The following is a 2,433-nucleotide window of genomic DNA, read 5'->3' on the forward strand; positions in this document are numbered from 1 at the left end:
GGATGTGTATAAGAGCCAGCTGCGAGGGCGACTCCGAGGCCGAGGGGCTCGCGGAGTCCGAGGGGCTCCCGGAGGCGCCGGGCGACTGCTCCGCGCTGGCCGAGACCTGGTCGGGGACGCCCGCGCGCAGGTCGTCCTGGAGATGGTCGCCGCGGGTCGGGGTCTGGTACATCGAGACGCCGACGAGGATGCCGGCCGTCACGGCGAAGGTCGCCGCGGTGACGGTGACGATGGCTATCCGGCTGCGCTTGGCCGGGGGCTTCTCGTCGGTGTCCGGGCCGAGTTCGGGGCCGGCGGGGTCGTCCGGGTCCGCCTCGGTGTCGGGCTCCGGGAAGAGGCCGGGGCCCGGGCCGGGCGCGGGCATGAAGTCGTACGACGGCACCTGGCCGGGCGCGGTTGTGCCCTGGGCGGGGCTTCCCCCGGACCCCGGGACGAGGCCCGAGGGGTACTCCAGGGTGGATTCCACGGCGGACTCCGGGGCCGCGCCGGGGGCGTGCCCCGGGGCGGGGCCCCGGGCCGATCCGTCCTCGCCCCCGAACGCCGCCCTGCCGTTGTGTTCGCTCACGCCTGGTCCCTCTCCACGAGATCTCCGATCCTATGCGGAAGTCCCCCTTTCAACCTTCACGGGTCTCCACAAGTGGAGGGCGGGATACGGGAGTTGGGATTGGCGGCTCCCGCCATGCCGGGCGGCGGGAGCCGTCGGGGCCGGTCCGGCGCTACCGCCAGGCCCCGGACGCCGCCGCGCGCTCGGCGTACTCGCCGAAGGAGACCGGCTCCCGCCCGAGAACCCGCGCCACCGTGTCCGTCGGCACGGCGGAGTGCCCGGCGCGCATCGCCGCGAACAAGGCGTTCAGCTCATACGCCGCCTCCTCCGGGAAACCCTGGCCCAGCAACTCGGAACGGTACTCCTCAGGCGTCAACTCCTCGTAAACAATGGGGTGTTCGGTGGCACGGGAGATCTCCGCGACCGCCTCGGCGAACGTCAGCGCCCGCGCACCCGACAGCTCGTACACCTCGCCCTGGAGCCCGTCGGACGTCAGCAGGGCGGCGGCCACCTCCGCGATGTCCCGTACGTCCACGAAGGGTTCGGGGACTTCTCCGGCCGGCAGGGCCAGGCGCCCGGCGCGCAGCGGGGCCTGCCACAGGTCCTCGTCGAAGTTCTGGTGGAAGTTGTTGGGCCGCAGGACCGTCCACTCGACGCCGGACTCCCGAACGGCCTTCTCCGCGGCGGCCATTCCCCGGAACGTGTCCGGCGCGACCCTGTCGACGCCGCGCCCCGAGAGCGCCACGAACCGGCGCACCCCGGCGCCGACCGCCTGTTCCACGAAGGGCTGGGCGAGCCCGGGATCCTCCGGCGCGAGCAGATGCACGGCGCCGACCCCGGCCAACGCCCCCGCCCATGTGCCCTGTTCGGCCCAGTCGAACCGCACCGCGCCGGTCCGCGAGGCCGCCTTCACCTCCCGCCCGGCCGCCCGCAACGCCGGAACGAGGCGCCGGCCCACCTTCCCCGTCGCTCCCAGTACCAGTACCGCGTCTGTGCAGTTCGTCATGCCACGCAGTCAACTGGCCTGTCAAACCGGGGGACATGGCTGAACGTCCGGCGGAATTGCGTGATCGTCCGGGCCACTAGGGTGTCGGCATGGATCCGTTCGACGATCTGCTGCAAGGCGTGCGCGCGGACGGTGCCGGGCTGCGCCGCACCGACCTCACACCGCCCTGGTCGGTACCGCTGGGCGGCGACAACTCCCTGACGCTGTGCGCGGTGTTGAGCGGTACGGGGAGCCTGGACCCCGGGGAGCGGGTGCGGGCCGGCGACACCGTCGTCGTACGCGGGCCCGGCGCCGTACGGCTGCTGTCCGAGGCGGAGCCCGCGGTCCTGCTCACGGGGGTGTACGACGCCCCGGGTGCCGTCGGGCGGCGGCTGGCCGGCGTGCTGCCCGAGGTGATGGTGGTGCCGGGCGACGAGGGGTGCGCGCCCCTGCTGGACTTCCTCGCCGGGTCGGGGGACAGCGGCCGGCCCGTCGTCCAGGACCGGCTGCTGGACTGGCTGCTGGTGTGCGCGCTGCGGGGGTGGTTCGACCGGCCGGGGAACCTGCCGCCGGGGTGGTTCGGGGCGCTCGGCGACGAGGTCGTCGGACCGGTCCTGCGGGTCATGCACGCGGCACCCGAGCGCGCCTGGACCCTCGTCGGCCTCGCCGCCGAGGCGGGCGTGTCCCGCACGACGCTCGCCGACCGGTTCACGCGGCTGGTCGGGACCCCGCCGCTGACCTACCTGACGTCCTGGCGGATGAGCCTCGCGGCGGACCTGCTCACCGGGTCGCGGGAGACGGTCGGCGCGGTGGCGCGGAGGGTGGGGTACGCGGACGCGTTCGGGTTCAGCGCCGCCTTCAAGAGGGCGTACGGGGTGAGCCCGAGCGTGTACCGGAGGTCTGC

2 protein-coding genes and 1 pseudogene are annotated in these 2,433 nt (G+C 74.1%); 1 reads left to right on the forward strand and 2 read right to left on the reverse strand.

Annotated elements, in window-relative coordinates; genetic code table 11:
- Both AOK24_RS40520 and AOK24_RS40525 read right to left on the reverse strand, forming a co-directional pair.
- Positions 1-466: pseudogene (locus AOK24_RS40520) on the reverse strand (hypothetical protein); the annotation flags it as partial.
- Between the two features lie 250 nt (positions 467-716).
- Positions 717-1,550: an NAD(P)H-binding protein gene (locus AOK24_RS40525; RefSeq protein ID WP_055724909.1), complete on the reverse strand. Its 834-nt coding sequence runs from the start codon at positions 1,548-1,550 to the stop codon at positions 717-719.
- A gap of 89 nt (positions 1,551-1,639) precedes the next feature.
- Here AOK24_RS40525 and AOK24_RS40530 point away from each other — a divergent pair.
- A partial coding sequence (locus AOK24_RS40530) for an AraC family transcriptional regulator (RefSeq protein ID WP_055724910.1) occupies positions 1,640-2,433 on the forward strand: 794 nt, incomplete at its 3' end.

Source organism: Streptomyces niveiscabiei, from assembly GCF_001419795.1.
Taxonomy (GTDB): Bacteria; Actinomycetota; Actinomycetes; order Streptomycetales; family Streptomycetaceae; genus Streptomyces; species Streptomyces niveiscabiei.

Coding starts and splice junctions, on each gene's coding strand:
- AOK24_RS40525 (WP_055724909.1), bottom strand. CDS start 1,550: ATGACGAACTGCACAGACGCGGTACTGGTACTGGGAGCGACGGGGAAG.